Annotated in this window: 16 protein-coding genes; 4 read left to right on the top strand and 12 right to left on the bottom strand. The window is 72.5% G+C overall.

Annotation, left to right across the window (positions count from 1 at the left end):
* Positions 1 to 159: 159 nt before the first annotated feature.
* Together Q5425_RS40520 and Q5425_RS40515 are read right to left on the bottom strand one after the other, a co-directional pair.
* The gene (locus Q5425_RS40520; RefSeq protein WP_308677720.1) at positions 160 to 2,313 is read right to left on the bottom strand and encodes a DUF6049 family protein; all 2,154 of its coding nucleotides are present in this window, start codon (positions 2,311 to 2,313) and stop codon (positions 160 to 162) included.
* Positions 2,310 to 2,864, bottom strand: coding sequence for an NUDIX hydrolase (locus tag Q5425_RS40515; protein ID WP_308677719.1), 555 nt, complete (start codon positions 2,862 to 2,864; stop codon positions 2,310 to 2,312). Before Q5425_RS40515 ends, Q5425_RS40520 begins: the two co-directional genes overlap by 4 nt.
* 101 nt (positions 2,865 to 2,965) lie before the next feature.
* Here Q5425_RS40515 and Q5425_RS40510 point away from each other — a divergent pair, with 101 nt between their 5' ends.
* The 3 genes from Q5425_RS40510 to Q5425_RS40500 are packed head-to-tail and all read left to right on the top strand — an operon-like array spanning position 2,966 to position 6,577.
* Positions 2,966 to 4,402, top strand: coding sequence for a CCA tRNA nucleotidyltransferase (locus Q5425_RS40510; RefSeq protein ID WP_308677718.1), 1,437 nt, complete (start codon positions 2,966 to 2,968; stop codon positions 4,400 to 4,402).
* A gap of 3 nt (positions 4,403 to 4,405) precedes the next feature.
* On the top strand, positions 4,406 to 5,713 hold the full coding sequence (locus Q5425_RS40505) for an ATP-binding protein (RefSeq protein WP_308677717.1): 1,308 nt from the start codon (positions 4,406 to 4,408) through the stop codon (positions 5,711 to 5,713).
* 12 nt (positions 5,714 to 5,725) lie between these two features.
* A complete protein-coding gene (locus tag Q5425_RS40500) occupies positions 5,726 to 6,577 on the top strand; it encodes a class I SAM-dependent methyltransferase (RefSeq protein ID WP_308677716.1) in 852 nt (283 codons plus the stop codon).
* Here the strand turns inward: Q5425_RS40500 and Q5425_RS40495 are convergent.
* The 9 genes from Q5425_RS40495 to Q5425_RS40455 all read right to left on the bottom strand — a co-directional run bounded on the left by Q5425_RS40495 (position 6,564) and on the right by Q5425_RS40455 (position 25,371).
* Positions 6,564 to 8,471: a TNT domain-containing protein gene (locus tag Q5425_RS40495; RefSeq protein WP_308677715.1), complete on the bottom strand. Its 1,908-nt coding sequence runs from the start codon at positions 8,469 to 8,471 to the stop codon at positions 6,564 to 6,566. The two genes, Q5425_RS40500 and Q5425_RS40495, sit on opposite strands and share 14 nt — an antisense overlap.
* Positions 8,472 to 8,506: 35 nt before the next feature.
* Entirely contained in the window at positions 8,507 to 11,551 is a 3,045-nt protein-coding gene (locus Q5425_RS40490; protein WP_308677714.1) for an ADP-ribosylglycohydrolase family protein, read from the bottom strand.
* A 16-nt stretch (positions 11,552 to 11,567) separates the two neighbouring features.
* Positions 11,568 to 13,811 (bottom strand): ADP-ribosylglycohydrolase family protein, encoded by a 2,244-nt coding sequence (locus tag Q5425_RS40485; protein ID WP_308677713.1) that lies wholly within the window; start codon positions 13,809 to 13,811, stop codon positions 11,568 to 11,570.
* Complete coding sequence (locus Q5425_RS40480) at positions 13,812 to 15,227, bottom strand: TNT domain-containing protein (RefSeq protein ID WP_308677712.1); 1,416 nt, start codon at positions 15,225 to 15,227, stop codon at positions 13,812 to 13,814.
* The gene (locus Q5425_RS40475; RefSeq protein WP_308677711.1) at positions 15,224 to 15,673 is read right to left on the bottom strand and encodes a hypothetical protein; all 450 of its coding nucleotides are present in this window, start codon (positions 15,671 to 15,673) and stop codon (positions 15,224 to 15,226) included. Before Q5425_RS40475 ends, Q5425_RS40480 begins: the two co-directional genes overlap by 4 nt.
* A complete protein-coding gene (locus Q5425_RS45955) occupies positions 15,673 to 23,067 on the bottom strand; it encodes a toxin glutamine deamidase domain-containing protein (protein ID WP_396135359.1) in 7,395 nt (2,464 codons plus the stop codon). Before Q5425_RS45955 ends, Q5425_RS40475 begins: the two co-directional genes overlap by 1 nt.
* Before the next feature lie 9 nt (positions 23,068 to 23,076).
* Positions 23,077 to 23,400, bottom strand: coding sequence for a WXG100 family type VII secretion target (locus Q5425_RS40465; protein WP_308677709.1), 324 nt, complete (start codon positions 23,398 to 23,400; stop codon positions 23,077 to 23,079).
* The gene (locus Q5425_RS40460; RefSeq protein WP_308677708.1) at positions 23,400 to 23,936 is read right to left on the bottom strand and encodes a YbaB/EbfC family nucleoid-associated protein; all 537 of its coding nucleotides are present in this window, start codon (positions 23,934 to 23,936) and stop codon (positions 23,400 to 23,402) included. Before Q5425_RS40460 ends, Q5425_RS40465 begins: the two co-directional genes overlap by 1 nt.
* A gap of 142 nt (positions 23,937 to 24,078) precedes the next feature.
* Complete coding sequence (locus Q5425_RS40455) at positions 24,079 to 25,371, bottom strand: MFS transporter (protein ID WP_308677707.1); 1,293 nt, start codon at positions 25,369 to 25,371, stop codon at positions 24,079 to 24,081.
* A gap of 233 nt (positions 25,372 to 25,604) precedes the next feature.
* On the opposite strand from Q5425_RS40455, the gene Q5425_RS40450 reads away from it, so the two are divergent.
* The gene (locus tag Q5425_RS40450) at positions 25,605 to 26,186 is read left to right on the top strand and encodes a YqgE/AlgH family protein (protein ID WP_308677706.1); all 582 of its coding nucleotides are present in this window, start codon (positions 25,605 to 25,607) and stop codon (positions 26,184 to 26,186) included.
* Here Q5425_RS40450 and Q5425_RS40445 read toward each other — a convergent pair.
* Positions 26,183 to 26,602, bottom strand: coding sequence for an SdpI family protein (locus tag Q5425_RS40445; RefSeq protein ID WP_308677705.1), 420 nt, complete (start codon positions 26,600 to 26,602; stop codon positions 26,183 to 26,185). The genes Q5425_RS40450 and Q5425_RS40445 overlap by 4 nt on opposite strands.
* Positions 26,603 to 26,668: the final 66 nt, after the last annotated feature.

Here is a 26,668-nt window from a genome sequence, read left to right as displayed (position 1 = left end):
TCGCGCCGAGGACGACCCGCACGCTCGGGTGGTAAGCCCGGCTCTCTCTCCAACGCGTGCCCAATCCTCGGTGCTCGTCCCCGGTGCCGCGGCCCGGTGCCGCGCACGTGCGGACCAAGGGTAATCGGGAACGGTCCGGAACACTCAAAGGCCGACGGATCAGTCCACGACGTCGCGGCCAGAGCGGGCGTCCTTCACCCGCCGGTAGATCCGCCTCGAGGCGAGCAGAAGCAGGGCCACACCTGCGGCGACGGTCGCGATGATGGTGATCGCGCCGTACTCGGTGGACGTCAGCTCGAACCGCGCGGATGACCCGAGCGGGGTATCGGCCGGCGTGCGCAACGACACATCGACGCTGAACCGGCCGGCCCGCAGTGCCTCGACGGGGAGGAAGTAGTTCTTGCCCCCGCTGGCCGGGAAGAACCAGTCCTTGGCGTCCTCCGGGCGCAGCCCGGTGTTGTTGCTGAGGATGAACCGGGCGTTGATCCCGACCGGCAGGTCGTTGCTGACGTATACCGGCAGCGGCGAGTTGCCCGACGCCAGCGCGATCGTCTGCTTCGGCTGCGAGACGGTCACCCGCCCGCTGATCGACGCGAGCTCGGCCTGGGCGTTCGTGGTCGCCGCGGCCGCGGGCAGCCCCCGCCACGCTGTGGAGGCACCGCGCAGCTCGGCCAGCCGGACCGGCTCGACGACGTCGTCCGGTTTCACCCGTTTGGCCGTGTCGAGCTGCATCGCGGACGCCAGCCCGGTGGCCTGGCCGTCGAGCTCCGACAGCGTCGAGACGACCCCGGCGTCGATGGCGGCGGCCGGGGCCCCGCCGTCGCCGACCGCGCCGGTGGCCGCCGGGTCGGCAGCCAGCAGCGTCGAGAGGCCGGTCGCGTTGACCAGGCCGGCGTCCAGGAAGTCGCCGACCTGCCGCAGGTACGTGGTGAACTCCTCGGCCGAGGCGTCCCAGCGCCGCGGCGGCGCGACCAGCAGGTGGTCCGGCCGCTGCTGCCCGGCGGGCAGGCCCAGCCCGGCGCGGAAGGCCAGCGCGCCGAGGCCGTTCTGGCTCGCGACGGCCCGCTCGGTCGTGGCGGGCACCGTGACCGAGTCCGGCACGGTCGGGACGCCCGTCATCGCGGCCGAGATCAGCGAGTCGGTCGGCTGCAGGCGGACGGCGCTGCCCTGCACGGTGACACCGCCGCCGGCCGACGCGGGCGCGAGCTTGCCCGCGTCGGTGAGCACGGTGCGCACGCCGGCCTCGGTGAGCGCCGCGAGTACCGGTGCGCTGGGCGTGCCGTCCGGCCAGAGCACGCCGGTCTGCGGGGTGACGCCGGTCAGCTGCTGGATGGTCGCGGCGCCGGTGGCCGCCCGGTTGACCAGGCCGTGGTCGCCCGGCCGGATGCGGGTGAGCGCGTCGAGGTCGGCGTCGGCGAACGGCAGCGCCACCACGCAGCGGCTGGCGACCAGCGAGCGGACGGCCGACAACCACGTCTTCGCGGCCTCGACGCCCTTGCCGTCGACGTTGCCCGAGTCCGTGTGGACGAGGTAGCCGCGGCTCATCGCGTCGACGGTGGCGAGCAAGTCCGGGTCGAGCGCGAAGCACATCGACTTCGCGAGGTCCGAGTCGCTCTGCGCGGCCGACGCGGCCGCGGTGACCAGCGCGTTCAGCCGTCCGTCGGAGCTGATCTCCGCGGCCATCCGGTCGTCGGCCAGCACCAGCGGGCTGCCGTAGGGCGCCGCGTAGACGTGCGGGACGTTGCCGGTCAGCGGCCAGAGCAGGGTCATGCTGGGCGCACCGGACCGGCTGGTGGTCGCCTGCTTGCCCGGGCCCGCCAGCACCGGCATCAGCATGCTGACCGCGCCGAGCCGCGCGGGCCCGCCGAACTCCGGCGTGCCGTTGACGTTGACCAGCAGCGGGTAGACGCCCGGGCGGCTGAACCGCTCCGCGCGCGGGCCGGTCAGGCTCACGGTGATGTTCAGCGGGGCGCTCTGCCCCGGCTCCAGCACGTCGGCGACCGACGTGAAGTCGGTCAGCGGGCTGTCCTTGATGACCGCGCCGGACAGCACGTCGCCGATCCCGCGTTCGCTCGTCGCCCGGTCACCGACCTGCAGCCGCACCTGCGGCCGGGTGACCTTGCGGTCGCCGGTGTTGGTCACCGTGCCGGCGACGGTCAGCGTCGTCGTCGAGGTCGTGATCACGCGCGGGCCGAACTCGGCCAGGTCGACGCGCAGGCGGGCGCCCTCCGCTGCCTGGGCCACCGTGGCTCCGGAGAGGGCGGGGACGGCCAGGAAGAGGACGGAAAGGAAGGCTGCGGCGAACCGCTTCACTCGGGGGCTCCCTCAGGGGCGTGCTCGTCTCGTCCGTGGACGTCCGGGCGCGCAAAAAGTTCCTTGAGCATCTGACTGGCCTTCCGGACGAGCTTGCGCTCGTCGGAGTAGGCGAGTTTGGACTCCAGCTCGGCCAGCGGGACCCAGGCCACCTCGGTGACCTCGACGTCTTCGTCGGACAGCTCACCGCCGAGCGCTTCGAGCAGGAAGTGGTGCACGGTCTTGTGGATGCGCCGCTTCTCGGCCACGAACCAGTAGTCGATGGTGCCCAGCGGCCGCAGCACCTGCGCGGAGATGCCGGTTTCCTCCCGCACCTCGCGCACGGCCGTCTGTTCCACCGTCTCACCGTCCTCGATGTGGCCCTTGGGCAGCGACCACAGCAGTCTGCCGTGCCGGTCGAGCCGGCCGATCAGCACCGCCTGTTCGCGCTCGGCGTCCACCACGAGGCCGCCGGCCGACGTCTCGTCGACCGTGGTCAGGCGCCTGCCACGCTGACGCCTGCGCCGCCTGCGCGGCTTCGAGGCGCCGGGGCGGCCGGCTGATCCAGACATGCTGCGATGCTAGAGCAAACGGTTGCCCCGGTAGGCTGGCTCTCCGTGTCCGTGTCCGGCGGTGCCTGGAGCAATCGCACCTGGAACGTAGTGGGATTTTTGTGAACGACGTGGTCGACAAGCAGGTGGTGGGGCTGATGGAGGTCTCTCCCCTGGCGGAGGAGCTGGCGGAAAGGTTCGCCAGTGCGGGTCACCGCCTGTACCTCGTGGGCGGCAGCGTGCGCGACGCGCTGCTCGGGCGGCAATCCGGCGACCTCGACTTCACCACCGACGCGCGGCCCGACCGGGTGCTGAAGATCGTCAGCGGCTGGGGCGACGCGGTCTGGGACGTCGGGATCGCCTTCGGCACGGTCGGGGTGACGAAGAAGGGCATGCAGCTCGAGATCACGACGTTCCGCGCCGACAGCTACGACCGCGTCGGCCGCAACCCCGAGGTCACCTTCGGCGACAGCATCGAGGGTGACCTGCTGCGCCGCGACTTCACGGTCAACGCGATGGCCGTGGAGCTGGCGTCCAAGACGTTCATCGACCCGCACGACGGGCTGAGCGCGCTCCGGGAGAAGGTCCTGGACACGCCGGCGACGCCGCAGGAGTCGTTCGCCGACGACCCGCTGCGGATGCTGCGCGCCGCCCGCTTCGCCGCGCAGCTGGGCTTCACCGCGGCGCCGCGGGTGATCGACGCGATGACGTCGATGGCGGCGGAGATCGACCGGATCACCGCCGAGCGGGTGCAGGCCGAGCTGTCGAAGCTGCTGCTGGCGCCCGACCCCCAGCCGGGGCTGGAGCTGCTGGTCGACAGCGGGCTGGCCGACCGGGTGGTGCCCGAGGTGCCCGGGATGCGGCTGGCGATCGACGAGCACCACCAGCACAAGGACGTCTACCAGCACTCCTTGACCGTGCTGGCCCAGGCGATCGACCTGGAGACCTCGCACGAGCCCACGTCCGGGCCCGATCTGATCCTCCGGCTGGCGGCGCTGCTGCACGACGTCGGGAAGCCGGCGACCCGGGAGTTCCAGGAGGGCGGCGGCGTCAGCTTCCACCACCACGAGGTGGTCGGCGCGCGGATGGCCCGCAAACGTTTGCGGGCGCTGAAGTTCTCGAAGGAGATTGTCGACGACGTCTCCCAGCTCGTATTCCTCCACCTGCGGTTCCACGGCTACGGCAAGGGTGAGTGGACGGACTCGGCGGTCCGCCGGTACGTCACCGACGCCGGCCCCCTGCTGACCCGGCTGCACAAGCTGGTCCGCGCCGACTGCACCACGCGCAACCGCCGGAAGGCGGCTGCCCTGCAGGCGACCTACGACGACCTCGAGGCCCGGATCGCCGCGCTGAAGGCCAAGGAGGACCTCGACCGCGTGCGGCCGGACCTCAACGGCGAGCAGATCATGGAGCTGCTCGGCCTGAAGCCGGGTCCGGACGTCGGCAAGGCGTGGAAGTTCCTCAAGGAGCTGCGCCTGGACCGCGGCCCGCTGGAGCACGACGAAGCCGTCGCCGAGCTGAAGAAGTGGGCCGCGGAAAACGGCGTCGGGGACGACTGAGCCGTGGCGGGCGGGGGCAGCTTCCTGGTCGCGCTGCTGCGGCGCGGCGCCCCCGCGATCGCCACCGCCACGAGTGAGCTGCCCGACGAGATCGCCGACCCGGCGCCGATGCACGCGCTGCGGCGCATCTCGCGGATGTCGGGCCCGATCGACCCGACCGAGCGCGACGGCCTGCTGCTGCGCGCGACCCGGTACGTCGTGCTCATCCCGCTGGCCTACCGGCTGCTCGCGGTGCCGGGCCAGTTCGGCGTGTACGTCCTGCAGCACGGCGCGACCGGGCTGCTGCCGGTCGGGGTGTTCACCCTGCTGTCGGTCGCGCTGAACGTCGCCGGCCTCCGCTGGATGTTCCGCTCGGCGCCGTTCCGCGGCCGCAACGCCGGGAAGCTGCTGGCCGTCGACCTGGCCTTCACGGTGCTTTCGCCGCTGGTCCTGGCGCTGACGGTGCCTGCACCGGCGTATTTCGACGCGCTGGCGGTCAGCAGCATCCACCTGTTCGGTGAGGCCGGGCTGCTGACGCTCGCGCTGGGCCTCCCGAGCGGCGTGGTGTTCGGGCTGCTCAGCTTCCCGCTGCGGATGCTGGCGAACTGGCTGAACAGCGGCCGGTTCCAGGTCCCGGCCGCTTTCTCGACGTACTCCGCGCTGCTCGCGGAGCTGTTCCTGGCCACCGCCGCGCTGGTGCTGACCGGGCTCGGCACCCGCCTGGCCCTGGCCTACGGCACCCGCAACGGACGGCTCGCCGAGCGCGCCCAGCAGCACCGGATGCTGCACGACACCGTGCTGCAGACGCTGGAGGCGATGGCGCTGTCCGGCACCGCGAACGCCGAGGAACGCCTGGTGGAGATCCAGCGGCTGGCGCGGGCGCAGGCGATGGAGATCCGGCACACGATCGAGTCGGCGGCCTCCGACCGGGCCGAGGCCGGCGCGCGGCCGCTGGGCGAGAAACTCGCCGCGCTCGCCGCCGAAATGGCCCGCGACGGGCTGCGCGCCCAGCTCGTGGTGGCCGAGCTGGACGACGACACGCTGTCGGAGGTCCGGCAGATCGCCATCCGCGACGCCGTCCGCGAGGCCATGCGGAACACGATGAAGCACTCCGGCACCGACCGGGTCGTGGTCCGCGTCGAGGAGCGCGACGGCGGGATCGCGGTGATCACCCGCGACCACGGCAGCGGTTTCGACCAGGCCGAGCGGCCCGCCGGGTTCGGCATCAGCGAGTCGATCACCGCGCGGCTGGCCGAGGTCGGCGGGACGTCGCTGGTCGAGTCGGGACTCGCCGGGGGCGGCACGCGAGTGACGTTGTGGGTCCCGTTCTGATATGCCCTGACCATGACCTCGATCGAGCTGCTCGCCGACGCTCTCGCCGCCTACCGCTCCGGTGACCGCGACCAGGCCGCCGAACTCACCGCCCAGGCCGGGCTCGCCGGCTCCACGCTGGCGGACGAACTGCGGGCCTACCTGGCCGGCGACGGCTCGGCGCCGGTGTACGACCAGCCGAGCGCGTTCACGGCGTTCATCCGCGGCGGCGGCAACGTCGAGCTGTACCGGGCGCTGAGCGCCGAGCTGGCTGCCCGGTACGACGCCGGCAAGCCGGAATCACTCCTCGACCTGGGCTGTGGTGACGGCCTCGCCGTGGTGCCCGCGCTCGAGCAGGCGGCGCACCTCCCGCCGCGGATCGACCTGGTCGAACCGTCGGCCGCGCTGCTCGAAGGCGTCCACGAGCGGGTGCCGTCGGCCCAGTGCTGGCAGTCGACCGCCCAGGACTTCCTGGCCCGCGACGACCTCGGCTGGGACTTCGTCCAGTCGACGTTCGCGCTGCAGTCCATCGAGCCGGAGCAGCGCGCGGAGGTGCTGCGCGCGCTGCAGCCGCGCACCCGGACGCTGGTGCTCGCCGAGTTCGACGTCCCGGAGTTCGACGAAGGTTCGCCGGAGCACCTTCGCTCGCTCGTGGAGCGCTACGAGCGTGGCGTGGCCGAATACGGCGAAGACGCCTCGCTGGTCGCGCAGGGCTTCCTGCTGCCGGTGCTGCTCGGGATCGTCTCCGGGCAGCAGCGGACGAACTGGGAGCACCCGGCGTCGGTCTGGGCCGAGCAGCTGAAGACGGCGGGCTTCACCGAGGTCGCCGTCGAACCGCTCGCCGACTACTGGTGGTCGCCCGCCGTCCTGATCACTGCCTGCTGAGCGAGCCCGTCTCGAGGTGCTGGGCGAGCGGCCGGGGCAGCAGGTAGGCGACCGCGCCGCCCGGCAGCCCGCCCCACGGCGCCGCCACGCCGGTCAGTACCCGCACCGCGCGCTGCACCCGGTACAGCCGCTTCTCGCGTTCGCGTTCGAACGCCAGCGCCGTCTCGACGAACCGGGAGCCACCGGCGTGCACCAGGTTGCCGGTCTCGTTGCCGAACCGGACGACCGTCGTTCCCGGCGCGAGCGTGATCAGGCGCTTGCCGCGGTAGAAGTTCAACGGCGGTTCGCCGCGCATCGGCAGGATCGGCCAGTCGGCGGGCTGGTCGGACTCCTCCGCCGGCCGCGGCGGCAGCATCAGCAGCACGCCGAGCAGGAACCGGGCCGCGTCGCCGAGCGAGCCGAACGCCACCGGCTCGTCGGACGGCGGGCGCAAAACCTCCCAGCCGTTCTCGGCGCGGCGCAGCGTCCAGACGCCTTCGGTCGGCACCTCGTTGGCGCCGATCCGGTAGGCCGCCGCCGGCACGCCGTGCTCGGCGAGCCGCTGCTGGAGCAGCTCCAGCGTCTCGGCGCCGCGCAGGTCCCGCACCTGCTCGCCGCGGGCGACGCGGGTGAGCGCGCGCTCGTCCGGCAGATCGGCGGTCGTCTGCGGCGGCCGCGGCTGCCCGACGACCTCCGCCTCCGCTGTCGCGCGGACGAGCTCACCGACGAACGGCGGGCGAAATCCCGCTGCGCGCGCGTGCTCGACCAGCTCCGGCTCCGGCGGCACCCCGTACTTGCGCAGGTAGTGCGGGACGGCGGCGGGCCAGATCCAGGTGCCGTCGGTGTGGAACGCGTTCGGCACGTCCGGCTTCGCCCCCGGCGCGCCGAAGATGTCCGGCAGCGGCGCGGGCCGGTGCAGGGCCACCGGCGCCCGGAACAGGTAGTCGAGCAGGCCGCGGACCTGGTCCGGCGGCACCGGCGGCCGGTTGACCACCGGGCGCTCGCCCTCGACGTGCGAATCGGTGACTCGCGCGTGCCGGAACACGACGTCCAGCGGCAGCCCCGCCTTCGCCGTCAGCCACGACGGCAGGTGCTTCGGCGTCCGCGGGTAGGTCGCCAGCTCCAGCTCGTAGGCGGCGGTCGTTGGGCGGCCGCCGTCGTTGGGCGGCACCCGCCAGTCCGGCTCGCGGTCGGCGTCGAAGTCGAAGTCGAACTGCGACTGCGCGTCGAGGGTGAACGTGCCCTGGAACCACGTCCCGGCCTCGGCCTGGTACATCGCCGCCCGCAACCGCGCGAAGAGCCCGCCGAGCCGGGGCACCGCGGGCAGCGACACCGACACCGGGCCGTCCTCGTCGCCGACCGCGCGAACCTCGATCTCGGCGTAGTCGCCGACCTGCCGGAACTGCGCGCCGACCCGTGCCCAGCCGCCGGGCACGGTGTGCAGCAGCGTCCGGCCGATGGCGCGCAGCAGCGCGTTCTGGTCGCCGGTGCCCGGCTGCGGCCGCGCTTCGGGCGTCTCGGTGAAGTCCAGCCGCGTCTGCCACAGCGCCGTGACCTGCTTGGCCGGCACGGTGACCGAGAAGTCGGTCAGGCCCAGCTGCGCCGCGCGGGCGGCGTCGTCGTGGACCCAGCGCAGCGTCAGTTCCGGCCGCGCGCCCGGCGCGACCTCGAAGACCTCGCCGTCGTATTCGGCGAAGGTCCGCAGCGTGAACGTCGACGGCACCTCGCTCGACGGCACCACCCGCGCCGGGCGGCCGTCGAACTCCTTGTCGAAGCCCTCCGGCGCCTCTTCCTCCGGCAGCACCGAAAGCAGCACGGTGCCGTCCGTGGTCGACCGTTGCGCGCGGAAGGTCCCCTCACCCCACGTCGCGTACAGGCCGTCCGGGCGTTCGGCCACCTCAACCCGGTAACGCACGTTTGTCCTCCCCGTCCCCAGTAACCCCAAGAAACCTAGTCGACCGGGTACCGAGCGAACCACCGGTCGTCGTCCGGCGCACCCGGGCCGAACTCGGTGAGCGCGTCGTCCGCCAGGCCGGCGATGACTTCGCGGAGTTCCAGCCGGTCCAGCCAGCTTTTCCGCAGCGCTTCCTCGCCGTACATCGCGCCGACGAGGTTGCCGCAGACCGAACCGGTCGAGTCGCTGTCGCCGCTGTGGTTGACCGCCGCGAGCAACGCCGAGTCGGCGTCCGTGGTGGCCAGTGCGACGTACACCGACATCGACAACGCGGTCTCCCCGACGTTGCCCTGCCCCAGCGACTCCAGCTTCTCCGGCGTCGGCGGCCCCTGCTCCGCCAGCGCCAGAGCCGCGTCGAGCGCCGCGCTCTGTTCTTCGTGCGCGGGGTGCTTCACGAGCTCGGCCCGCGCGGTCGCGACCGCGGCGGGCAGCGGCTTTCCGTGCAGCAGCTCGTGCACGATCACCGCGAAGCAGCCCGACGACAAGTACCCGCTCGGGTGACCGTGGGTCAGCGCCGCGCTCTCGGCCCCGAGCCGGAACACCTCGGCGAGGTCGTCCGACCACAGCGCGATCGGCGCCGCGCGCATCACGCCGCCGCAGCCCTTCGAGTTGTTCACCGGCCGGTCGACGGTGCCCCGGACGCCCGAGCGGCCGTACGCCTCCAGCTCGCCGAAGCAGGTCAGCCCCGGCGCGCGGCGGCTGAACAGCTCTTGGTGGCTGATCAGCCAGCCGTCGGCCGCTTCGACGGCCGACTGCGGTCCACGCGCCCGGTCCCACGTGACGCCCTGGGTGTGCAGCCAGCGCTGGTAGGCCATCTGCAGCGAGTGGACGACGTCCGCGGACCCCGTCTTCCGCTGCTGGGCGTGCGCCCGGATCAGCGCTTCGAGCGTGAAGAGCGTCATCTGCGTGTCGTCGGTGATCCGGCCGGCGCCGCCGTACGCGGGGATGAAGTCGGTGATGCCGTCCGGCCCGGCGATCTCGCGGATCCGGTCGATCGAGTCGAACTCGGTCTTCGCGCCCAGCGCGTCGCCGATCGCGCCGGCGAGCAGGCTGCCGCGCAGTCGTGATCGCAAGCCGGGTCCCTTCGGTTCCGGGGTGAACCGGCCGCTCGGGTACCGGCGCTCCCAGCGTGCGTGTTCGGCGGTCTCCGTCTGGAGGCCGTTGCGGTTGAAGTACCAGAAGACGTCGCTCGCGACGTCGTCGAGCAGGCCGAGGTCGGGCAGCGACGCCACCCACGGCAGCCCGGGCACACCGACCCGGGCACCGACCAGCGCGCCGGCGATCGCGCCCGCCACCGGCCCGGACCGGGCGGCGAGCCTGATCGCGGCTTCCGGGTCGTAGCCGCGCTTGGCCGCGGCGAACAACGCGCGCCCGAGCACCGACCGGACGCTCCGGCCGTCGCCGATGCTCTCCAGCTGGGTGACGTCGTCGGCGTCGCGGTCCGCCCGCAGCGCCAGCGTCGACGCCGCCAGGTCGCCACCCACCTCGTGCAGGCGGATGTGCACCGGCAGCGCGAACGCCTCCCGCGTCAGCAGGGCCTGGAACAGGGAAATCAGCAGCTCGACGCCCTCGGTGACCTCGGCTCCGGCCGCGCTGCCGGTCAGCTCGCGGGCGACGTCCTTCGCGTACTGCTCGCCGTCGACGTCCGCCAGCGCCACCGCGCCGGCCGGCGTTGCGGCCAAAGCCGTGGCCAGCAGCGCGGAGAACTCGGCGGGCGCGGGGCCCGCGTGCCGGGTCGCGACGGCGAGCCAGCCCACCGGGTCCGGCTCGGGCAGGGTCGCCGGGACTTCGCCGGTCGGCACCGGCGGCAGGCCGCGCAGCACGATGTCGGTGTGGAACAGCAGGTGCCGCGTCAGGCCGCCCATCGGCAGCGGGCCCGCCGGGTCGGCGCCGCCACCCAGCGCGTCACCGATCGCAAAACCGACGTACGCGCCGACGATCCGGTGCCACGCGAAGCGGTCGGCCGGCGTCCCGAAGGCGGAGAACTTCCCGAACGTCCACGGCACCGGCCGCGGGCGCGCGTCTTCGCCGACGTGCGCGATCAAGCCGTTCGCGGCCAGGTCGGCGGGCCATTCCGGCTCCTGGCCGGCCCGGCGGCGGACGCCGTTGCGGTACTGCCGGGCGAACCCGCGCAAGTACCGGAGGCACTCGTCGGGCGTCAGCTCGAAGTGGTGGTCGCGAGCGTGGTCCAGCGCGTACCGCAAGTGCCGTTCCAGCAGGTCGGGCGGCTCGACGCCGAACTCCGCGACCAGCGCGGGCAGTGCCGCCGCGACCTCGGGCCCGGCTTCCGGCGCCGGCTCTTCCACGACGGGCCGGCCTTCGCCGGTCGTGCCCGATTCGGCGGCCGTGAGGCTGCGGACCAGCCCGGTGCCGGGGTCGAGGGTCAGCCCGGACGGCGGCAGGTCCCGGACCCGCACGCGCCGGCGGCGGGGGTACCGCCCGGGCACCTTCGCCGACGAGCTGTACGCGATGACCTCGCGTCCGCCCGTGCCGGGGACCGGCCGCAGCAGCGGCTCGCCGTCCAGCAGCGGCACCAGCACCTCGCAGTCCAGCAGCGCCCGGACGAACTCGGCGCGGCTGATCCAGTTCACGCTCAGGTAGTTCAGCAGCTTCTCGGTGTCGGTCGTGGGCACCGGGAACCCGCGCCAGACCGGGCCGGGGGTGTACTGCTCGTTGACCCGGTACTCGCCGTCCGCCCGGGTCCAGCCGCGGACGGCCCGCACCGGCAGGTCCAGCTCGGGGAACGCCTTCTCGTCGAACTCGGGGTCGACGTCCGGCCGCCACTCGTCCACGGCGGGCCGGCCCGCCATCGCCGCCTGGTCGAGCGTGATTTCGCCGCCGTCGTCGGGCACGACCACCACCGGGCCGGGGAACAACCCCGCGCCGACGTCCGTGCCGTCCAGGTAACCGGCCGCGTTGACCGAGAAGCTCCAGCCGTCCGGGCGACGCGCGGTGAACTCCGGCCGGATCCGCAGCCGGTCGCCGCCGGGACGCGTGCGCAACCACTCCCGCACGCGCGCGACGGCTTCCTGTTCTTCCATTCTCCCCATCCTCGCGCTAATGCCGCGGGTACCGCTCGATCCACGCGTCGCCGAGCGCGCTCAGCGCCGAATGCCGGTCGAAGTGCCAGTAGGCGTCCGAAGCGACGTTCTCGACCAGGTACCGCAGTTCCAGCTGGTCGACCCACTTCTGCGGCAGCCCGGGGATCCCGGTGCGCGCGCCGAGCAAGGCACCGGCGATCGCCCCGGTGAGCGCACTGCGGCCGGAGTGGTTGACGGCGCGAAGCAGCGCCTGCTCCGGGTAGTTCTCGAAGCCCGACAACGCGGCGAAGGCGCGTCCGAGCACCGACAGCGTCGTCTTGCCGTCGCCGATCAGTTCCGGCATCCGCAGGTCGGGCAGCCCGTGCTCGCCGAAGAACGGCACCGACTCGGCGACCGTTTCCGCGATCGCCGTCCACTCCGGGCCCTGCTGGAACTGGTTGTCCGGGTTGAGCACCTCACGGCTGGTGTTCCAGATCGGGAAGCTGAACGGGTCCTTGGTCAGCGCGTGCTCGTACAGCCAGGTCAGGTAGGTCGCGGCGGCCAGGTCGGACTCGTCGGGGTGCGTGACGCCGGCCAGCTCGCGCACCGCCTGCCGCGCACCGCCGCTGAACCCGCTGCCGGGCCCGGCCATGGTCAGCGCGGCCGGCAACGCCGGGATCAGCGCGGCCGGGCCGATCATCGGCGGCGCGCCGGAGACCCCGGTGGCGAGCTGGTGGTAGGCGTTGAGCTCGGCGTCGTCGGCGTCGCGCCGGGCGTGCAGGTCCGGGACCTGCACGAGCCAGCCGTCCGGCGCGTCCATCGGGGCGCCCTGGGTCCGCAGCCAGCGCTGCAGCGCCCCGCGGACGACGTCGGGGAAGAGCTGCTCGGCCTCGCGGGATTCCGGCTGCTCGCGGTGCGGGCTGCGGATCACGGCCTCGGTGTAGAAGAGCAGCCGCTGCGTCAGCGAACCGATCCGGCCGGGCTGGTCGAACGCCGGGACCAGATCGGTGACGCCCTCGATGCCGAACTTCGCGTGGATGTCGTGCAGCATCATCCGGTCGACGGCCGCGCCGAGGGCCTCGCCGAGCGCGAAGCCGACGTACGCGCCCGTGACGCGCTGCCAGCCGTAGCGGAAGCCGTCGAGGTCCTGCTCGAAGTACTTGCCGAACGTGTCGAGCCGCGGGACCGTGCGGCCGGTGTTGTCGTACGCCGGGGCCAGCCCGTTCGCGCGCAGGTCGTTGGGCTTGCTGCGCGGCGGCTCCGGCATTTGCAGCCGCTTCAGCCACGACTCGCCGAGCACGGTCTTCGCGCACTCCTCGGCCGTCAGCTCGAAACCCCGCCGCCGGGCCTTCTCGGCCGCCGCGAGCGGCGGCTTCACCGGGTCCGGCAGACCCATCCGGGCCGCGGTTTCGGCGGCGACCCGGATCAGGTCCTCCTCCGCCTCCGGGCAGCGGCCGTGCACGTCGATGCGCGGCTCGTGCCGCGGGAACCGCTTGACGATCTCCGCGAGCTCGCCGCTGGAGACGTCCTCGATGGTCGTCGGGCCGCCGTTGATCACCAGGTTCGGCGGGTGCTCGAACTCGGCCAGCGTCGCCACGTCGACCTTCCACCAGCCGTGCTCGCGCGAGGGCAGGTGCCGGGTCGAGCTGAACACCTTGAGCTCGTTGCGTTCCTCGGCGAAGTAGAACCGGTCGGTCTTGCCGGTCTCCAGGTCGAGCGGGACGTACACCTCGCACCGGATCAGCCCGATGAGCAGCAGCTCCCGGGTCAGCCAGCCGACGCTGCCGAAGGACAGCAGCGTCTCCAGCGTGTTCTCCGGCTTCGGGTAACCGCGGCGGATCGGGCCGGCCTTGTACTCGGGGTTTTCGCGCTCTTCGCCGGTCTGGTTGCCCTCGGCGTCGACCTTCACCCAGCCCGCGACGGCCTGCAGCGGCACGCCCAGCTCACCGAGCCCGGCCTTCACGTATTCGGGGTCGACGACCTCGCGCCAGTTCTCCTGGCCGGGGAACGCCACCGGCACCGACAGCCCACCGGGGTGCGGGTGCGCCTGGCGCAGCTCGCCGTCCGGCTCGCGGACGACGACCGACGGCGGCGGGAAGATCTCCTTCTCCGGCCGTCCCTCGTCGAGGAACGCGATGGTGTTGTAGGGCACCGACCAGCCCTCGGGGATGCGCAGCACCTTCTCGGTGTCGACCCGGAGCCCGGCGGGACCGGAGACGTCCGGGCCGTGCACCGCGCGCAGCCACTGGCCGACCTTGGCAATCGCTTCCGCCGCTTCCACCTACTCGATCCTCTCCAGGCTTCCGTCGGACTCGTGCTCGGCGATCGTCTTCGGCAGCACGAAGGCCACCGCGCCACCCGGCAGGTTCGCCCACGGAACCGTGATGCCGGTGATCACGTGCAGAGGGCGTCTGAGCCGGTAGCTCCGCCGCACCCGCTCGCGTTCGAGCGGCAGCGACGTCGTGGCGAACCGTACCTCCCCGTGGTGCACGAGGTTGCCGGGTTCCTCGCCGAAGCGCAGAACGACCGTACCCGCCACCAGCCTGGTGATGCGCTTGTTGCGGAGCAGGGTGAGGGGAGGCTCACCCGGCGCCGGGTGCACCGGCCAGTCGTCGAGCTCTTTCGCGGTTTCCAGCGGTGTTTCGTGCCCGGCGGTCATCCGGGCGGGGTGCAGCAGCAACGCGCCCAGCAGCTGCTGGGCGGCGTCTTCGAGCCGGGTGAGGTACTTCGGCTCGCGAGGTTTTCCGCCGGCGTACGCGGCGACTTCCCAGCCGTCGGGGGTGTAGTTGAGGCACCACGCGCCGTCCGCGCGCTCGCCGACCCGGTACGCCTCCGGCCACACCCCGTGCTCGCCGAGCCGCTGCACCAGCACGATCAGCAGCTCTTCGTCGGCCAGCTTCGGATCCGGCGTGGTCTCCAGCTCGGCGAGGACGTCCCCGGCGGTCTTCTTCACGTCGCCGCGGCCCGGCTTCGGCCGCGGTTTGCCCAGCAGGTCCGCCTCGGCGGTCCGGCGGACCAGCGGCTCGACGTACGGCGGCTGGAAGTGGTGGCGGCGGATGTGCGCGACCAGGTCCGGCTCCGGCGGCACGCCGTGCTCCGCGAGCAGGAGCGGGACCGCTTCGGACCAGATCCACGTGCCGTCGCTGTGGAAGCGCTCGTCGTCTTCCTCGTGCACGACGGCTTCCCGCTCGAGGTACTGCAGCACGAGCGGCACCTCGGTGTCGGTCAGCGGCGGCCGTTCGACGTCCGGGCCGCCGACCTCGGCGTGCCGGAACACCACGCCCAGCGGCAGCTGCGCGCGCAGCCGCCACCAGTCCGGGATGTGCTCGTCGGCGCGCGGGAACGTGGCGAGTTCCTCCGGGTAGGCGGCCGGCTCCGGGGCTTCGGTCCACACCGGATCGTCGTCGAGCGCGAAGTCGAAGTCGAAACTGCCGTCGGGGTTCAGCGTGAACCGCGCCTGCAGCCAGGTGCCACGATCTTCGGCGTACATGCCGGCCCGCAGCTCGGTGAAGAGGTCGGTCAGCTCGTCCGGCGTCGCCGTGTTGTGGCCTGCGAGCTCGGCGTGCTTGCCGACCTGCCGGAAGTCGACGACGGCGGGCGCGGCGGCGTCGGCCCGGTGCTCGCGCACGAGCTTTCCCAGCCGCACCAGGAGGGTGCGCTGCTCATCGGGCGAAAGTCGATGTTCCACGTGAATCATTGCCCCGCGTTGAACCGGCTCGTCACCGTGAAGGACGGCGGCTCACCGGCGGCTCGACGGGCAGCCTCGTCTTCCCACATCTTGAAGGTGCGCTTCTGCAGCGCGTGGACCAACGCGGTTTCCTGCTTCGTCCGCCGCCGATTTTCGCGGACGGCGACGTCGTCGATGCCGTTGATCGTCTCGTAGAGCGCGAAGATCGGGCCGTCGCCGGAGAGGAAGTGGTTCCGCTCGATCTCGGTCTCGTGGATGAACTTCTCTTCGCTGAAGGGACCGTCGATGTTCGAGTCGGTGGTGGCTCGCATGACCTCGCGGATGTGGCTGCTGTCCGGCACGAAGAACCCGGTCCGCAGATCGAGGAGGGTGCCCGCCAAGCCGCCGCCGGGCGTCGAATCGATCCGGTAGGTCTGGGCGTAGTACTTGTAGAACCTGGGTGTCCGAACGGCCATCAGCTGCTCTCCTCGGCTGTCAGTCCCCGCCGGAACGCTTCCTCGAAACGGCCTCGGACCTGCTCGGTCAACGCCGCGTCGAGAGCGGCCTCCTCCGGGGAAAGGAAGCCCTCACGGCCTTCCTTCTTGCTGAAGGTCTCGAAATCCCGGCGCACCTCGTAAAGCGCGTGCTCGTAGGACGCGACCTCGTCGATGTGCGTCAGGTGCAGCCGCAGTTCGGCGACGTGCCCGTTCGGCAGCCGGACGTTGAGCTGCAGATCCCGGTAACCGCTGTCCTGCGGGTCGGCGAGCCGATCCGAGAACTTGACGACCGTGAGTTCGGGGTCGCCGCGAACCGCGTCGAGCGCCCGGTACATGTCCGCCACCCGCTCGAACTGGATCTTCGCGCCGACCAGGTCGGTCAGCCGCGAACCGTCCCAGCCGTACTTCGCGATCTTCGCCAGCGCCCGGACGTCGTCCTTCGGCTCCGGCCGGAATCCGGGGTGGCCGTCGGTCTCACCGGCGATCCGCTCGGTGATGCGGTTCAGCGTGCCCTGGGTCTCGGGCCAGCGTTCGCGCTCTTCCGCCACCCATTGCCGGCAGTACTCCGGATCGCCGGCCCGGCTCAGGTCGAAACTCGCGTGCAGCCGCAGGGCGCTCTCGGTCTCGTCGACGATCGCCGCTACTCCGTCGGACACCTCCGCCTGTTCCGGCGTCGGGTCGAACGGCCCGACCCCCTGGTGCTCCACGTCGTCGATCACGCTGTACCCGCGCTCGTTCACTTCGTGGACCGCGTCCTCGAGGATCGGGATCGCCTCGGGATGCTTGAGCAGGCTGGCCAGCGTCTTCGGGTTGTCCAGCAGCGAGCGCGTCAGGTAGTCGTTGGCCGGGTCGGCCAGCACCCGCACCAGGCCGGGGTGTTCCGGCAGGTGGGCGCGGATGTAGTCGGCGTCCGCGTGCCCCTCGAGCGCCGCGGCGACGTCGTCGCGGGCCAGGAAGGCGTCGTGCGGCGCCGCTGTCCCGTACCCGCCGTGCTCGCCGGTGCCGTGGTCGGTGCCGAGGTGCACCTCGTCCGGCGTGCCGACGTGCATCAGCTTGATGCTCGTCGGCGGCTGCGGCAGGTGCATGAGGTCGCCGGACTGCGGGTCGATGAACGCGACGCCTTCGCGGGTGTGCACGACCATCGCGACGTGCCCGTACTCGACCCCGTTCGGGCCCTCGTACTTCACCGCGACCACGGCGTGGTGGTCCAGCGGCTTGTCCCGCATCTCGCGGATGACGTCGTCGTAGCTGCCGCGCTCGGAGAACGTCTCCCCGAACCGGCCCTCGAGGTGGTCGAGCGTGCCGCGGGTGCCCATCTCGTGCGGCAGGATCGGCTCGGCCGTCATGTCGCCGCCGCGCTGCCGGTCCAGGTAGGCCTCGGGGCCGCGCGTGCAGTTCGTCACGTAGCCGTTTTCGAAGGCGCCCGGCTCACGGAAGCCCGGGTTGACGTCGCGCAGGTGCGGGTGCCGGTCCTGGACGTAGGCCGCGCGCTCGGACGGCGTCGTCCCGCCGGCGTGGATGGCGGGTTCGGACGGCGGGTTCGTCGCCCGGGCCAGCCGCGAGTAGTCGTGCACCGGGTCCGGGACCGGCGGCGGAGTTTCCGCCGGGCCTTCGTGCACGTCGTGGACCGACGGCGGTTCCGGCTGCGGGGCCACGTGCTCCGGCCCGCCGAGGCCGCCGAGCCGCTCCGTGATCGCGGCCTGCTTGCGCCGTTCGAACTCGGCCGCGTTGTGGTCGTTCTCGGTACGGCGCTCGGCCATCTTCTGCTGGGCGGCCTCGGGCTCGAGGTAGCGCGGGTGACCGGGACCGATCTCCTCGGCCACGATGACCCACTTGCGGCGGCCGTCGGGCGAGATCTCCAGCCGCTTCTCGTGGATCAGCAGCTGCGTGCCGGGCGGCGAGAGGGTTTCGCGCTCACCCGGGTTCTCGGCGAGCTTCGAGATGTCGCGGAGGTTGTCCGAGCGGACGTGCAGCTCGACGTCGTCGCCGAACTTCGACGTCGAGAACTCGCCGGTCTTGATGGACGCGCTGGAGAACGCGGGCTCCACGACCACCGAGCCCGGCTCGTACGGCCGGGCGACCAGGTCGGCCAGCCGCGGGTCGCCGCCGACATCGAAGGCGCGGACGCTCTCGCCGGACTCGCGCGCGACCTGGTTGAGGCCGTCCACGATGGCGCGGGCGTTCTGCTGCGCGAGGTCGAAGCCGGGGTGACCGGGGCCGCGCCGGAGAGCCTCGTTGACGTCGTAGGCGTACTCGCCGCGGGTGTAGCCGTGGATCGCGACGGCGCCTTCGTCGGTCAGCGGCATCCCGGCGGCGTCCCGGCGGGCGAGCGCGCGGTCGTGGATCTGCTGGTAGATGTCCTCGTCGCCGACCGCGCGGCGGATGCTTTCGTGGTCGGCCGGGGTGCCGCGGTGCTCGCCGTCGAAGAGGTAGCCCTCGTCGTGCGGGATGCGCTCGGGCACCGGGTTGAGCCGGTCGGCGATGGCCGGCTGAGGCGTTTCGTGGTGCTGTGGCGTTTCGTGGTGCTGGGGCGCGTCGCCGCCGCCGAGCGGCATGGTGTGGATGCCAATGGCGTCGTGCGGCAGCTCGGCGAGCCGCCCGGTGACCGGATCGGCGAACAGGACCCCGTGCTCGGTGTGCACGGCGGCAAGCAGCCGAGACTCCCCACCGGGCGTCTCGAAGGCGACAGCGGTCCGCGCGCCGACCGGGCGTTCACCGAGGTCACGGGCGACACCGTCGAAGGTCTCCCGGCTGCTCCACTGCCCGCCGAGCTGCTCGCCGACGTCCGCGAGGCTCTGCTGCCGCGCCGGTCCGGCGACGACGTCTTCGCCGTTCATCCGCCGTTCGAAGGCGACCAGCGATTCGGCGGCGTTGGTCCGGAAGCCGTTCTCGAGGGCGTCCGCGCTGTAGTGGTTGCGGGTGTTGACCGCGCCGAGCTCGGGAACGGCATCGCGGACGAGGCGAGCGTGCTGCTGCGGCGTCTCGACGGACCCGGCGTGCAGCACGGGCGCACCCCCCGGCCGAAGCGGCTCGGCGAGCTGCGCCCACCCCCCATCGGGCTCCCCGGTGGCCGGCGGCCGCCGCACGGGCGGGGGCGGCGCATCCGGATCGTCGAAGGCGGTCAGCTTCGACAGGTCGCCGGTCGGCCTCAGCTCCGGGTGCTCGGCGTAGAACTGCTCGAGTTCGGCGTCGGCTTCCCGCTGGAACCGCGCCTCGTCGGCGCGCTCCTCGGCCCGCCGCTGTTCGATGGCGTTCCGGGCATCGGCCTCGCCGAGGTGCCGCGGATCCCCGGGAGCAACCTCCTCGGCGTGCACGATCCACTGCGGCTCACCCGGCCGCCGGTTCGGGTTGTCCGGGTGCCCGGGGCCCTTCTCGATGCTGGTGATCTCGAACTGCGTCCCGGCCTTGAAGAGGACCTCGCGCTCGTGCCCGATGCTGGCGAGCGCTTCGACGTCCCGGCCGGTCTTGGACTGGATCCGCATCTCGACCTCGCCGGGGAAGGCGCTGCGCGGATGATCCGCGTCGACCTTCGACGAGCTGAGGAACGACGGTTCGGTGATGTGCGCGCCCTCGTGGAACCGCCGGAGGAAGGCTTGCAGCCGCGAAGGATCCCCGTGGAAGTCGATCCGCCGCGAAACGGTCCCGACGTGCGGCGGAAGTTCGTTCAGCCCGGAGACGAGCGCCCCGGCCTGCGGCCCGAGGTCGAGCAGTTCGGGCCCGCCCATCCGAAGCGCGTGGTTGAGCGGACCGACCATTTCGTACCGGGTGTAGGCGTGCACGGCGAGCGCGCCGGCATCGGAGACGCCGGGGTGGAACTCGTCGCGCTTGGCGAGCGCTTCGCGCCGGACTTGTTCGTGCCGCCACTCGCCGGACTCGGGGCTGTGCCGCCCGGAGTCCATGAAGGTGTCCTCGATCCGCCGGGTGCCGGCGGGATCATCGGTGTGGAAGCTGGGATCGGAGAGGTAGGGCTCTTCATGAGAGTGGGCGGCGTGCTCAGACTGGTCGTGGGCAGGAACGTGTTCGCCCGTGGAGGCTTCGGCGTGTTCGGCCGCCGCGTGGTCTTGGGCAGGCCCGTGCTCGCCGGCGGGCGTGGGCGGCTCGGCCCCGACCGGCTGCTCCGGCACGGTCTGTTCGGGTGCCGGGTGTTCCGGCGCAGGTGCGTGCTCGCCGACGGGCGCGGGTGACTCGGTCGCGGGTGTCTGCTCACGTGCCACCGATTCAGCGGCAGGCGTGGGCGGCTCGCCCGTTGCGTGTTCGGCTGGGCGTTCGTGCCCGGCTGTCGGTTCGCCGGCGGGTGCCGGCTGTTCGGTGCGTGCCGTCTGGCCGGTCGGCTGGGCAGCCACCGGCTCGGCGGGCTCTGCCGGGCGTGCCGGAGCGGATCCCTGTTCGGCGGCAGGCGCCGGCCGCTCCTGGGCCGGTTGCTCGAAGGGACGCTGAACCCGCGGATCCACCGGCCGCGGCTGGTCGACGGGACCACGCGGAAGGTGCTCCTGCGGAGGCGAGAACCGCGGCGGCGGAACCTGACCGGGCCCCACCGTCCGCGGCGGCCCCAACCGCGGATCATGCGGCGGCCGACCACCCGGAGGCGGCGGCATCGGCGGCCGACCGCCCGGGTGAGGCCCAGGTCCCTGCGGCCCACGAGGCTGGTTCGGATACCCGGCAGGACGCTGCCCACCCCCCACCGGCGGCCGCGGCCCACCCTGCGGAGGCCCCGGAGGAGGCATCCGCCGCGAATCCTGCGGCGGCAACCCACCTTGCGGCGGCTGCCCACCCTGCGGTGGCAATCCACTTTGCGGCGGCAATCCACTTTGCGGCGGCAATCCACTTTGCGGCGGCAATCCACCTTGCGGCGGCAACCCACCCTGCGGCGGCTGGCCCATGTGCGGCTGACCAGGCGGTTGCGGCCCGCGCGAAAACGGCGCCCCACCCTGCGGCGGCTGCCCACCGGGCTGCCTGTTCTGGTGGGCCTGCCCACCGGGCGGAACCGGTGGCTGGCCAGCAGGCCATCCACCCTGTTGCGACCCCGGCTGAATCGGCGGCTGCGCACCTTGACGTGGCTGTCCGCCAGCCTGAACGGGTGACTGCCCGTTCGGGTGCGGTTGTCCACCGGGCTGAACAGGTAGCTGCCCGCCCGGCTGGACGGGTGCTGGGCCGCCCTGGTGTGTTGGTGTGCCCGGCGGCTGCCCGCCTTGGCGTGGCTGTCCGCCGGCCTGAACAGGTGACTGCCCGTTCGGGTGCGGTTGTCCACCGGGCTGTCCGGCTTGGTGGGGTTGCCCAGCCGGGTGAACCGGCGGTGGTCCGCTCTGGTGGGGCTGTCCGCCGTGCTGGATCGGGGCTCCGGGGGCGTGCGGCTGGCCGGGCCGTACCGGCGGCAACCCACCCTGCGGCATGGGCGGTTGGCCGCCCTGCAGCATGCGGCGGGGGTCCGGTGGCGGGACCCGTCGCGGCTGCTCGTGCGGGGGCTGGCCGCCGCGGGGTGGCATCTGCGGCGGGGGCGGGCCGGCCGGGCGGGGGGCCGGGCCACCGGGGCGTCCCGGACCGCCGCCGGCGTTCGGCATTGCGCCCGGCGGTGGTGGGAATCCGCCCGCGGGCGGTGCCTGCTGCGGCGACGGACCGTTCTGGAACGGCGCCGCACCCCCCTCCGCCGCGAACGGCTGGCTCGGGCCGCCGGTGAATCCGGCCGCTCCGACGTTGTCCTGGGGGCGTCCGCCGCTCTGGCGGCCCGGCTCTGGGCCCGGTCCCGGCGGTGGGGCCATGCCGTAGCCGCCCTGCGACGGGGCCGGCCCGCCCGTCGGCTGGCTCGGCGCCGATGCCGCCGCACGAGGTGGTTCCGGTTGCTGGGTGTGCTCGGCGCTCGCCCGCGGCGCCTCGGGTGCGCGGTGCTCGGGCTGCGGCCCGGCGGACTGCGGTTCCGGCCGTGGCGCGCTGTCCGCACGCTGCGGTTCGGCGGCCGCCCGCGTCTCCGGTTGAGACGGCGCCTCGCCGCGCGGCTCCGGCCGGGCTGACGCCTCACTCCGCGACTCAGGAGCTGACGATGCTTCGTGCCGCGGTTCTGACGACGGCTCTCGCCGCGACCCGGGTTCGGAGGGCGCCTCGCGCCGCGGCTCTTCACCGCGTGACTCAGGCTCGGAGGACTGCCGCGGCTCTTCGCCGCGCGACTCAGGCGCGGAGGAGTCCCGCCGCGGCTCTTCGCCGCGCGACTCGCCTTCAGACGACGCCGCACTCCGCGACTCGCCCTCGGAAGACGACTCACCCCGCGCCTCGCCCTCGGACGAAGATTCACCCCGCGACTCAGCCTCCGAAGTCGACGCCCGCGACTCGGGCTCCGCCGACGGCTCCCGCGACGACTCCCCCGACGACTCCCGCCCAGACTCCGACGAAGAAGACGAAGAACCCGCATCCCCCGGGATATTCGCCTCGTGAACGGAGTGCATCTGCTCCTTCGCGCCCCCGACCGCACCCCCCACGGCTCCGCTCGACGCGCCCATCAGCAGCTGCTCCGGCGTCAGCGACCCCAAATCCCCGGTGACGGCCGCCTGCCCGACGGTCTGGGCCACCCCCTCAACGGCCCCCCGCGTCCCCGCCCGCAGCGCCGCGTCCGCGATCTGGCCACCGGCACTGTGCGACAGCCCCTCCGTCGCCCCGCGTCCGATCGACCCCGAAGCCGCCCCCACGACCCCACCGACCGCGCCCGAAATCGCGGCGTCCGACGTCTTCGACCAGTCCCAATCCTTACGATCTCCCTTGGCCATCTGCAGACCCTGGATGCCCGCGTCCATGCCGAGGTTGATGGCCTCGTTTTTGAGGACCTCCATGCCGATCTTTTTGAGACCCTGCTTGAGCAGCTTCTCAAGCAGCTCCTTCGCGACCTGCTTGAACCCCTGCTGCGCCAGCTTCTCGAGCAGCTGCCGGAACAGCATCTGGACGGTCATCCGGGTCGCGATCTGGGCCGGCGCGATGCCCGCCGTCGAACCGCCGAACGTCACCGCCGCCGCCGCGATCATCGCCGCGATCTGGGCCGCCAGCACGATCAGGGAGATGATGATCATGTACTTCGTGTACTCGACGTCCAGTGCCGTCTGGTCGCACGAATCCCCGAGCGCCTTCGTCGCGTCGGCCAGCTGCTTGAAGTACGCCTCGTCGCCCTCGACGAACTTCTTCCACTGCTCCGCGAACGCGTCGGCGCCGTCACCCGTCCAGTTGTCGCGGATCCCCGACGCCGCTTGGTTGCCCGTCTCCGAAACCGGTCCGATCGCCGAAGACGCCGCGTGCCACGCGTCCCGCAGCGCGCGCAGCTTGGTCTCGTCGCCCTCGGGCCAGCTCTCCCCGACGACGATCGGCAGCAGCCACTTGACCGCGTCGGGCATCTCCATTCCCAAGCGTCATTGCCCCTTGCCGAGCTGGGACGTCACGTCTTCGTCGGCGCCCGAAAGGGCCTTCATCGACTTGGCGACGTTCTGCTGCATCCCCCGCAACCCCTGCACGAGGTTGGTGAAACCGTCGACAGCGCCCTGCGCGCCGGGCACGTAGTCCTTGGCGAACTCCTTGCCGGAGTCGTCGCCGCCCCAGCACTCGCCCTGCGCGGCGAGGGCCGCCTGCAGCGCCTTCGCCGCGTTGTCGAGCCCGTCGGCCGCTGTCACCAGGCCGTTCGACGCGCGCAGGACCGCGTCCGGCTCCGCGGTGAACCCGGAACCCCCGTCCGGCATCAGTCGCCCCTCGTCATCCAGGACGACGGTGGCTCTTCGTCCTCGTCACGCGGCGGGCGGACGCGCTTGGGGGTGGGCTTCGGAGCGGGCACGGGTGGCGGCACGGCGTCGTTGCGCAGGATCGAGCCACCTTCTTCGTACGAGGGCCGCGGCGCCGGAGCCTCTTCCTCGACGAAGTCCGGGATCGGCGGCACCAGCCCGGCCAGCGACGGCGCGCCCTCGACCAGGTCGGCGAGGTCGGGCAGGCCTTCGGTGATCGGCGCCATCAGGTCCGCGATCTTCTGCTTGACCTGCAGTGATCCCTGACGCACCAGCGACTGGACGGTGTTCGCGAGCTGCGCGGGCGTCGTGCGCTCGAAGGTGTTCGGGGCGAATTCGAGTTTCGCGAGGCTGCCGCCGGCGTCGATGGTGGCGCGGACCAGCCCGTCGGGGGAACTCACCTGAGCGGTGGTTTCGGCGGCCGCGGCCTGGGCGTCGCGCAGCTGCGCGGTCTGCCGCTCGAAGTTCTCCAGGAGGGTGTCCATCTGGTCCTTCATCGCGGCATTGCGTGCTTCGAGCCGTGCACGGTCGTCGCCCGCGGTGGTCACAGGTGCCCCCGGTGTCCCTCGAACCTACTAATGACTGCCCGTCACCCTAATGCCAATGGAGCAGTCACCGTGACCGGTTCGGGTGTTTGCGTCAGCGAACCACGCGCCGCCGGGCGACCACGTATCCCGCTCCGCCGACCAGGTAGCAGACCGTCGCGGCGATGAGCAGGCCCGGCGAGCGGCCGTCGTCCGGCACGAACAGCGCGCCCAGCGAAACCGCCGCCACCTGGGTGATGTTGAACAGCGTGTCGTACAGCGCGAACACGCGGCCGCGGGCTTCGTCGGCGACGTCGAGCTGGATCGACGAATCGACGCACAGCTTGAGCACCTGACCGGCCCCGGTGATGACGAACGCCGCGAACAGCGCCAGGGGCAGCACCATCGGCAGCCCCAGCGCGGCCTGGGCCACCGCGGCGAGCAGCAGCGCGCCGAGCACCGCCCGCAGCCGCCCGAAAACGCGGATCAGCCGGGCGGTCAGCAGCCCGGCCAGCAGCAGGCCGGCGCCGCCGAGCGCGGCCATCTGCCCGAGGCCGGGCAGCCCGGCGCGGAAGACGCCGTGGTCGGTGAAGTAGTTGCGCATCAGCAGGACGGTGACCAGCAGCGACACCCCGAACGACGCCCGGTGCGCGAACAGCGCGACGAACCCGGCCGTGACGCTCGGCGCGCGCCACGCGTGCTTCGCGCCGTCGGCCAGCCCGCGCGCGACGGCCAGCACGGGGTTCGGCGGCTCGTCGACCACCGACGGCCCGAGCACGCCCCGCACGAAGCCGCGCGCGATGAACGCCGAAACCAGGGTGCCGAGGACGGCGAACACCGTGGTGTACGCCGAGCCGACGTTGCCGCTGCCGAAGAGCGCCCGCAGGCCGATCGCGCAGCCACCGCCGACCACGGCGACCACCGAACCGAGCGTCGTGGCGAACGCGTTCGCCGTCACGACGCTCTCTTCTTCCACGACGTGCGGCAGCGACGCCGAGAGCCCGGAGCCGATGAAGCGCGAGATCCCCTCCGCGGCCAGTGCCAGCGAAAACAGCCCGAGGCCGCCGAACCCGAGCCCCACGGCGGCGGACGCGGCGGCGATCGCGAGCCCGCGCAGGAGGTTCGCGAAGATCAGCACGCGACGGCGGTCCCAGCGGTCCAGCAGGGCTCCGGCGAACGGCCCGACGACCGAGTACGGCAGCAGCAGTGCGGCGAACCCGCCGGCGATGGCCAGCGGGTCGGCGGCGCGCTCGGGGTTGAACAGCACCGCTCCGGCGAGGCCGGCGCGGAAGACGCCGTCGCCCCAGCTGGCGGCGAAGCGGGTGAAGAGGAGACGGCGGAAGGCCGGGTCCTTGAGCAGTGCCCGCGGCCCTCTTCGTTCTGTCGCCGTCCGGGCGCTGATCGTCACGGAGTCAGCGTAAGGCCCGGTCGTAGGGCGCGGGTCAAGGGAGTTGGGTGGCCGACGCACTAGGGTCGCCTCTCGGCGGCTATGCGCAGTGTGGCTCCAGCCGGACGGTATTCCACAAAGGCGGTTCTTCAGTGAGCCCGGGGGACACGGAGTGCGCCGACCACTGTTTCAAACGAGGCTCGTGGGGCGATTGTTCCCGAGCCGAAGTAATTCGCCGGGCCGAGAGTGGGATCATGGGTCGCGTGCCAGCGGACGCCGAGGTTGAACCGGGAACGCTCCTGGTCGCCGCCCCCACGATGGTCGATCCCAACTTCCGCCGGACCGTGGTGTTCGTCATCGATCACCGCGAGGAGGGCACGCTCGGCGTGGTCCTGAACCGGCCGAGCGACGTCGCCGTGCACGACGTGCTGCCCAGCTGGGGCGGGCACGTCGCCGAGCCGCAGGCGGTGTTCGTCGGCGGGCCGGTCGAGAAGAAGACGGCGTTGTGCCTGGCCGCGCTGCGCACCGGCGAGACGGCGGCGAGCGTGCCGGGGGTGATCGCGGTCCGCGGCCCGGTTGCGCTGGTCGACCTGGACACCGACCCCGAGGTGCTGGTGCCGAAGGTCCGCGGCGTGCGCGTGTTCGCCGGTTACGCGGGCTGGGACTCGGGGCAGCTGGCCGGCGAGATCGAGCGCGAGGACTGGGTCATCGTGCCGGCGTTGCCGAGCGACATCCTGGCCTCACCGGACGGCGACCTGTGGAGCCAGGTCCTGCGCCGCCAGGGCATCCCGCTCGCGCTGCTGGCCACCCATCCGGGCGACCTCCAGCGGAATTAGGCGTCTTCCTTCTTGAAGACGCCGCAACCGCCGGCGCCACAAGCGCAGCCGCTGCAGCCGGCGGGCGCCGCCGGAGCCGGCGCGGGCACGGTCAGCGCGGCCCGGTTGCCGAGCACGCCACCGCCCATGACCAGCAGCAGCATGGCGAGCACGCCCGCGAACGCGGCGGCGATCAGGCCACCGGTCGTCGGCATGGCGAGCCCGGCCAACCCGGTGAGCACGGAGATCGCGCCCCCGGCCATGGTCGGCAGGCCCGCGACGCGGTTGGCCAGCTTGAACGCTTCTTCGCTGCGCAATGCCGCCTGGGTGCGCACTCCGGTGCCGCCTTCGCGCGTCAAGCGCTCACGGAAACCGAGGAACCCACCAAAGCCGACGAGCAGACCCAGCACGACCGGAACCAGCGCGATAGCGAACACGAGGTCAAGGATAAGCGTGACGTCCCGGCAACCTGCCGGATACCCTGATCGACTGTGCTACAGGCC

The sequence above is a fragment of the Amycolatopsis sp. A133 genome, assembly GCF_031082405.1.
Classification (GTDB): Bacteria; Actinomycetota; Actinomycetes; order Mycobacteriales; family Pseudonocardiaceae; genus Amycolatopsis.
Note: the sequence above shows the minus strand (reverse complement) of the source record. Positions and strands in the feature narration are given on the sequence as shown.

Excerpts from the sequence above, each read along its gene's own strand:
- Q5425_RS40515 (WP_308677719.1), bottom strand. The coding sequence starts at position 2,864 with ATGTCTGGATCAGCCGGCCGCCCCGGCGCCTCGAAGCCGCGCAGGCGG.
- Q5425_RS40500 (WP_308677716.1), top strand. The coding sequence starts at position 5,726 with ATGACCTCGATCGAGCTGCTCGCCGACGCTCTCGCCGCCTACCGCTCC.
- Q5425_RS40490 (WP_308677714.1), bottom strand. The coding sequence starts at position 11,551 with ATGGAAGAACAGGAAGCCGTCGCGCGCGTGCGGGAGTGGTTGCGCACG.
- Q5425_RS40480 (WP_308677712.1), bottom strand. The coding sequence starts at position 15,227 with ATGATTCACGTGGAACATCGACTTTCGCCCGATGAGCAGCGCACCCTC.
- Q5425_RS40475 (WP_308677711.1), bottom strand. The coding sequence starts at position 15,673 with ATGGCCGTTCGGACACCCAGGTTCTACAAGTACTACGCCCAGACCTAC.
- Q5425_RS45955 (WP_396135359.1), bottom strand. The coding sequence starts at position 23,067 with ATGGAGATGCCCGACGCGGTCAAGTGGCTGCTGCCGATCGTCGTCGGG.
- Q5425_RS40465 (WP_308677709.1), bottom strand. The coding sequence starts at position 23,400 with ATGCCGGACGGGGGTTCCGGGTTCACCGCGGAGCCGGACGCGGTCCTG.
- Q5425_RS40460 (WP_308677708.1), bottom strand. The coding sequence starts at position 23,936 with ATGAAGGACCAGATGGACACCCTCCTGGAGAACTTCGAGCGGCAGACC.
- Q5425_RS40450 (WP_308677706.1), top strand. The coding sequence starts at position 25,605 with ATGGGTCGCGTGCCAGCGGACGCCGAGGTTGAACCGGGAACGCTCCTG.